The sequence below is a fragment of the uncultured Escherichia sp. genome, assembly GCF_948475835.1.
In the GTDB taxonomy this organism is placed as follows: domain Bacteria; phylum Pseudomonadota; class Gammaproteobacteria; order Enterobacterales; family Enterobacteriaceae; genus ECMA0423.
Genome location: NZ_CAOLGM010000083.1, coordinates 1 through 6857, shown reverse-complemented (window position 1 = coordinate 6857; position 6857 = coordinate 1). Strand labels below are relative to the sequence as shown.

At 50.6% G+C, this 6857-nt stretch carries 7 protein-coding genes and 1 pseudogene (1 of these 8 running past the window's edge); 7 read left to right on the top strand and 1 reads right to left on the bottom strand.

What is annotated here, in order from left to right:
* The 7 genes and pseudogenes from trpD to QZF50_RS15875 form a co-directional block, all read left to right on the top strand.
* A pseudogene (gene trpD, locus QZF50_RS15905) lies at positions 1-1142 on the top strand (bifunctional anthranilate synthase glutamate amidotransferase component TrpG/anthranilate phosphoribosyltransferase TrpD); it begins 465 nt to the left of the window's first position.
* On the top strand, positions 1143-2504 hold the full coding sequence (gene trpCF, locus QZF50_RS15900) for a bifunctional indole-3-glycerol-phosphate synthase TrpC/phosphoribosylanthranilate isomerase TrpF (RefSeq protein ID WP_073972147.1): 1362 nt from the start codon (positions 1143-1145) through the stop codon (positions 2502-2504).
* Positions 2505-2515: 11 nt separating this feature from the next.
* Positions 2516-3709 carry a tryptophan synthase subunit beta gene (gene trpB / locus QZF50_RS15895; RefSeq protein WP_000209520.1) on the top strand — a complete coding sequence of 398 codons (1194 nt, stop codon included), beginning with the start codon at positions 2516-2518 and terminating at the stop codon, positions 3707-3709.
* Entirely contained in the window at positions 3709-4515 is an 807-nt protein-coding gene (gene trpA, locus QZF50_RS15890) for a tryptophan synthase subunit alpha (RefSeq protein WP_000443056.1), read from the top strand. The genes trpB and trpA overlap by 1 nt, the downstream gene beginning before the upstream one ends.
* A 380-nt stretch (positions 4516-4895) precedes the next feature.
* Positions 4896-5075, top strand: a complete 180-nt coding sequence (locus tag QZF50_RS15885; RefSeq protein WP_000807651.1) for a general stress protein — start codon at positions 4896-4898, stop codon at positions 5073-5075.
* 85 nt (positions 5076-5160) lie between these two features.
* A complete protein-coding gene (locus QZF50_RS15880; protein WP_001056491.1) occupies positions 5161-5661 on the top strand; it encodes a ferritin-like domain-containing protein in 501 nt (166 codons plus the stop codon).
* 45 nt (positions 5662-5706) lie between these two features.
* Positions 5707-6213, top strand: coding sequence for a ferritin-like domain-containing protein (locus QZF50_RS15875; protein WP_001079504.1), 507 nt, complete (start codon positions 5707-5709; stop codon positions 6211-6213).
* 59 nt (positions 6214-6272) lie between these two features.
* Here the strand turns inward: QZF50_RS15875 and ompW are convergent.
* Positions 6273-6857, bottom strand: a 585-nt coding sequence (ompW, locus tag QZF50_RS15870) for an outer membrane protein OmpW (protein ID WP_290388910.1), incomplete at its 5' end; no start/stop codon positions are given.

Genomic DNA, 6857 nt, shown 5'->3' with positions numbered 1-6857 from the left:
GCATGGTGATGGCAGTACGGCACGATGCGGATCGCGTTTGTGGATTCCAGTTCCATCCGGAATCCATTCTCACCACCCAGGGCGCTCGCCTGCTGGAACAAACGCTGGCCTGGGCGCAGCAGAAACTAGAGCCAGCCAACACGCTGCAACCGATTCTGGAAAAACTGTATCAGGCGCAGACGCTTAGCCAACAAGAAAGCCACCAGCTGTTTTCAGCGGTGGTGCGTGGCGAGCTGAAGCCGGAACAACTGGCGGCGGCGCTGGTGAGCATGAAAATTCGCGGTGAGCACCCGAACGAGATCGCCGGAGCAGCAACCGCGCTACTGGAAAACGCCGCGCCGTTCCCGCGCCCGGATTATCTGTTTGCTGATATCGTCGGTACTGGCGGTGACGGCAGCAACAGTATCAATATTTCTACCGCCAGTGCGTTTGTCGCCGCGGCCTGTGGGCTGAAAGTGGCGAAACACGGCAACCGTAGCGTCTCCAGTAAATCTGGTTCGTCCGATCTGCTGGCGGCGTTCGGTATTAATCTTGATATGAACGCCGATAAATCGCGCCAGGCGCTGGATGAGTTAGGCGTATGTTTCCTCTTTGCACCGAAATATCACACCGGATTTCGCCATGCAATGCCGGTTCGCCAGCAACTAAAAACCCGCACCCTGTTCAATGTGCTGGGGCCATTGATTAACCCGGCGCATCCGCCGCTGGCGTTAATTGGTGTTTATAGTCCGGAACTGGTGCTGCCGATTGCCGAAACCTTGCGCGTGCTGGGGTATCAACGCGCGGCGGTGGTGCACAGCGGCGGGATGGATGAAGTTTCATTACACGCGCCGACAATCGTTGCCGAGCTGCATGACGGCGAAATTAAGAGCTATCAATTGACCGCTGAAGATTTTGGCCTGACACCCTACCACCAGGAGCAACTGGCAGGCGGAACACCGGAAGAAAACCGTGACATTTTAACACGTTTGTTACAAGGTAAAGGCGACGCCGCCCATGAAGCAGCCGTCGCTGCGAACGTCGCCATGTTAATGCGCCTGCATGGCCATGAAGATCTGCAAGCCAATGCGCAAACCGTTCTTGAGGTACTGCGCAGTGGTTCCGCTTACGACAGAGTTACCGCGCTGGCGGCACGAGGGTAAATGATGCAAACCGTTTTAGCGAAAATCGTCGCAGACAAGGCGATTTGGGTAGAAACCCGCAAACAGCAGCAACCGCTGGCCAGTTTTCAGAATGAGGTTCAGCCGAGCACGCGACATTTTTATGATGCGCTACAGGGTGCGCGCACGACGTTTATTCTGGAGTGCAAGAAAGCGTCGCCGTCAAAAGGCGTGATCCGTGATGATTTCGATCCAGCACGCATTGCCGCCATTTATAAACATTACGCTTCGGCAATTTCGGTGCTGACTGATGAGAAATATTTTCAGGGGAGCTTTGATTTCCTCCCCATCGTCAGCCAAATCGCCCCGCAGCCGATTTTATGTAAAGACTTCATTATCGATCCTTACCAGATCTATCTGGCGCGCTATTACCAGGCTGATGCCTGCTTATTAATGCTTTCAGTACTGGATGACGAACAATATCGCCAGCTTGCCGCCGTCGCCCACAGTCTGGAGATGGGTGTGCTGACCGAAGTCAGTAATGAAGAGGAACTGGAGCGTGCCATTGCATTGGGGGCAAAGGTCGTTGGCATCAACAACCGCGATCTGCGGGATTTGTCGATTGATCTCAACCGTACCCGCGAGCTTGCGCCGAAACTGGGGCACAACGTAACGGTAATCAGCGAATCCGGCATCAATACTTACGCTCAGGTGCGCGAGTTAAGCCACTTCGCTAACGGTTTTCTGATTGGTTCGGCGTTGATGGCCCATGACGATTTGCACGCCGCCGTGCGCCGGGTGTTGCTGGGTGAGAATAAAGTATGTGGCCTGACGCGTGGGCAAGATGCTAAAGCAGCTTATGACGCGGGCGCGATTTACGGTGGGTTGATTTTTGTTGCGACATCACCGCGTTGCGTCAACGTTGAACAGGCGCAGGAAGTGATGGCTGCGGCACCGTTGCAGTATGTTGGCGTGTTCCGCAATCACGATATTGCCGATGTGGTGGACAAAGCTAAGGTGTTATCGCTGGCGGCAGTGCAACTGCATGGTAATGAAGATCAGCTGTATATCGATACGCTGCGTGAAGCTCTGCCAGCACACGTTGCCATCTGGAAAGCATTAAGCGTCGGTGAAACCCTGCCCGCCCGCGAGCTTCAGCACGTTGATAAATATGTTTTAGACAACGGCCAGGGTGGAAGCGGGCAACGTTTCGACTGGTCACTATTAAATGGTCAATCGCTTGGCAACGTTCTGCTGGCGGGGGGCTTAGGCGCAGATAACTGCGTGGAAGCGGCACAAACCGGCTGCGCCGGACTTGATTTTAATTCTGCTGTAGAGTCGCAACCGGGCATCAAAGACGCACGTCTTTTGGCCTCGGTTTTCCAGACGCTGCGCGCATATTAAGGAAAGGAACAATGACAACATTACTTAACCCCTATTTTGGTGAGTTTGGCGGCATGTACGTGCCACAAATCCTGATGCCTGCTCTGCGCCAGCTGGAAGAAGCTTTTGTCAGTGCGCAAAAAGATCCTGAATTTCAGGCTCAGTTCAACGACCTGCTGAAAAACTATGCCGGGCGTCCAACCGCGCTGACCAAATGCCAGAACATTACAGCCGGGACGAACACCACTCTGTATCTCAAGCGTGAAGATTTGCTGCACGGCGGCGCGCATAAAACTAACCAGGTGCTCGGTCAGGCTTTACTGGCGAAGCGGATGGGTAAAACCGAAATCATCGCCGAAACCGGTGCCGGTCAGCATGGCGTGGCGTCGGCCCTTGCCAGCGCCCTGCTCGGCCTGAAATGCCGTATTTATATGGGTGCCAAAGACGTAGAACGCCAGTCGCCTAACGTTTTTCGTATGCGCTTAATGGGTGCGGAAGTGATCCCGGTGCATAGCGGTTCCGCGACGCTGAAAGATGCCTGTAACGAGGCGCTGCGCGACTGGTCCGGTAGTTACGAAACCGCGCACTATATGCTGGGCACCGCAGCTGGCCCGCATCCTTATCCGACCATTGTGCGTGAGTTTCAGCGGATGATTGGCGAAGAAACCAAAGCGCAGATTCTGGAAAGAGAAGGTCGCCTGCCGGATGCCGTTATCGCCTGTGTTGGCGGCGGTTCGAATGCCATCGGCATGTTTGCTGATTTCATCAATGAAACCAACGTCGGCCTGATTGGTGTGGAGCCAGGTGGTCACGGTATCGAAACTGGCGAGCACGGCGCACCGTTAAAACATGGTCGCGTGGGCATCTATTTCGGTATGAAAGCGCCGATGATGCAAACCGAAGACGGGCAGATTGAAGAATCTTACTCCATCTCCGCCGGACTGGATTTCCCGTCTGTCGGCCCACAACACGCGTATCTTAACAGCACTGGACGCGCTGATTACGTGTCTATTACCGATGATGAAGCCCTTGAAGCCTTCAAAACGCTGTGCCTGCACGAAGGGATCATCCCGGCGCTGGAATCCTCCCACGCCCTGGCCCATGCGTTGAAAATGATGCGCGAAAACCCGGATAAAGAGCAGCTACTGGTGGTTAACCTTTCCGGTCGCGGCGATAAAGACATCTTCACCGTTCACGATATTTTGAAAGCACGAGGGGAAATCTGATGGAACGCTACGAATCTCTGTTTGCCCAGTTGAAGGAGCGCAAAGAAGGCGCATTCGTTCCTTTCGTCACGCTCGGTGATCCGGGCATTGAGCAGTCATTGAAAATTATCGATACGCTAATTGAAGCCGGTGCTGACGCGCTGGAGTTAGGTATCCCCTTCTCCGACCCACTGGCGGATGGCCCGACGATTCAAAACGCCACTCTGCGCGCCTTTGCGGCAGGTGTGACTCCGGCACAATGTTTTGAAATGCTGGCACTGATTCGCCAGAAACACCCGACCATTCCCATTGGCCTGTTGATGTATGCCAATCTGGTGTTTAACAAAGGCATTGATGAGTTTTATGCCCAGTGCGAGAAAGTCGGCGTCGATTCGGTGCTGGTTGCCGATGTGCCAATTGAAGAGTCCGCGCCCTTCCGCCAGGCCGCGTTGCGCCATAATGTCGCACCTATCTTCATCTGCCCGCCAAATGCCGATGACGACCTGCTGCGCCAGATAGCCTCTTACGGTCGTGGTTACACCTATTTGCTGTCACGAGCGGGCGTGACCGGCGCAGAAAACCGCGCCGCGTTACCCCTCAATCATCTGGTTGCGAAGCTGAAAGAGTACAACGCTGCACCTCCATTGCAGGGGTTTGGTATTTCCGCCCCGGATCAGGTAAAAGCAGCGATTGATGCAGGAGCTGCGGGCGCGATTTCTGGTTCGGCCATTGTTAAAATCATCGAGCAACATATTAATGAGCCAGAGAAAATGCTGGCGGCACTGAAAGTTTTTGTACAACCGATGAAAGCGGCGACGCGCAGTTAATCCCACAGCCGCCAGTTCCGCTGGCGGCATTTTAACTTTCTTTAATGAAGCCGGAAAAATCCTAAATTCATTTAATATTTATCTTTTTACCGTTTCGCTTACCCCGGTCGAACGTCAACTTACGTCATTTTTCCGCCCAACAGTAATATAATCAAACAAATTAATCCCGCAACATAACACCAGTAAAATCAATAATTTTCTCTAAGTCACTTATTCCTCAGGTAATTGTTAATATATCCAGAATGTTCCTCAAAATATATTTTCCCTCTATCTTCTCGTTGCGCTTAATTTGACTAATTCTCATTAGCGACTAATTTTAATGAGTGTCGACACACAACACTCATATTAATGAAACAATGCAACGCAACGGGAGAAATAACATGGCCGAACATCGTGGTGGTTCAGGAAATTTCGCCGAAGACCGTGAGAAGGCATCCGACGCAGGCCGTAAAGGCGGTCAGCATAGCGGCGGTAATTTTAAAAATGATCCGCAACGCGCATCTGAAGCGGGTAAAAAAGGCGGTCAACAAAGCGGTGGTAATAAATCAGGTAAATCCTGATTCACCGTTAATTATTAATATCAGCTGATAAAGATAATTGCATCTGCGGGCCGTATGGCTCGCAGTGATTTCACTGGAGAAAAATATGAATATGAAGACCATTGAAGATGTATTTATTCACCTGCTTTCAGATACCTACAGCGCAGAAAAACAATTAACCCGGGCACTGGCAAAACTCGCAAGAGCAACATCAAACGAAAAATTAAGCCAGGCTTTTCATGCGCACCTCGAGGAAACACATGGACAGATTGAACGTATTGATCAAGTTGTGGAATCAGAATCGAATCTGAAAATTAAGCGCATGAAATGTGTGGCAATGGAAGGTCTTATTGAAGAAGCTAATGAGGTCATCGAAAGTACCGAGAAAAACGAAGTGCGTGATGCCGCACTGATTGCCGCAGCACAGAAAGTCGAGCATTATGAGATTGCCAGTTACGGGACATTAGCGACGCTGGCTGAACAATTAGGTTATCGTAAAGCAGCGAAGCTTCTGAAAGAGACCCTGGAAGAAGAAAAGGCCACCGACATCAAACTGACTGATCTGGCCCTTAATAACGTAAATAAGAAAGCCGAAAATAAAGCCTGAAATATGAATTTTAACTTTTAGTCATTTTATAAAGAGGACATTTTCATGAATCGTATTGAACATTATCATGACTGGTTACGTGACGCCCACGCAATGGAAAAGCAAGCCGAATCTATGCTTGAATCCATGGCCAGCCGTATAGATAATTATCCTGAACTACGCGCTCGTATTGAACAACATCTTAGTGAAACCAAAAACCAGATTGTTCAATTGGAAACTATTCTTGATCGTAATGACATTTCACGTTCAGTCATTAAAGATTCCATGAGTAAAATGGCTGCGCTTGGGCAGTCAATCGGTGGTATATTCCCTTCTGATGAAATAGTCAAAGGCTCTATTAGCGGATATGTCTTCGAGCAATTTGAAATCGCCTGTTACACCTCACTATTAGCAGCAGCAAAAAATGCCGGTGATACAGCTTCAATTCCAACCATCGAAGCGATTTTAAATGAGGAAAAGCAAATGGCCGACTGGCTGATTCAGCATATTCCGCAAACAACTGAGAAATTTTTAATTCGCTCTGAAACTGACGGCGTAGAAGCGAAGAAATAATACACTTTATGCCATGTCCTAATTGACCCCGTATATTACGGGGTCGTTTTTTTGTGGAATTAAAAACGATATCCTGCTGAGAACATAAACACCCACGGATCGAGGCGTACGCTATCGTGTTGCTGTGCACCGCCTAGCTTATAATTGGCGGTGGTATCGATATCCATGTACCACACTGACATGTTAACCAACCAGTCACGGTTAATCAGATAATCAACCCCCACCTGCCCGGCAGCTCCCCAGGAATCTTTCAGACTGAGATCGGAAAGCCCTGCCTCTTTGCCATGATCGTTAAATCCATTATCAAAGAAGGTGGTGTAGTTAATACCGGCCCCAACGTAAGGACGGAATTTGCTGCTGGCATCACCAAAATACCACTGCGCCATCAGTGTTGGCGGCAGATGATGAACGGTTGCAATATCGCCGATCGCCCGGGTGCCGATTTTATGGCGGAACGGCGTCGCTGCCAGTAATTCCACACCAATGTTGTCGGTCGCCATATAAGTAAACGTCAGGCCCAGTTGAGTGTTATTGGTCACGCTGAATCCACCCAGACTTCCTAACGTACCACCAGCACCTTCTGTTGGACGTACGGTTGCAGAACCTGCACGCATAAAAAATTCGCCTGCTTCATGCGCAAAGGC

Coding starts and splice junctions, on each gene's coding strand:
- QZF50_RS15880 (WP_001056491.1), top strand. CDS start 5,161: ATGAATATGAAGACCATTGAAGATGTATTTATTCACCTGCTTTCAGAT.
- trpA (WP_000443056.1), top strand. CDS start 3,709: ATGGAACGCTACGAATCTCTGTTTGCCCAGTTGAAGGAGCGCAAAGAA.
- trpB (WP_000209520.1), top strand. CDS start 2,516: ATGACAACATTACTTAACCCCTATTTTGGTGAGTTTGGCGGCATGTAC.
- QZF50_RS15875 (WP_001079504.1), top strand. CDS start 5,707: ATGAATCGTATTGAACATTATCATGACTGGTTACGTGACGCCCACGCA.
- QZF50_RS15885 (WP_000807651.1), top strand. CDS start 4,896: ATGGCCGAACATCGTGGTGGTTCAGGAAATTTCGCCGAAGACCGTGAG.
- trpCF (WP_073972147.1), top strand. CDS start 1,143: ATGATGCAAACCGTTTTAGCGAAAATCGTCGCAGACAAGGCGATTTGG.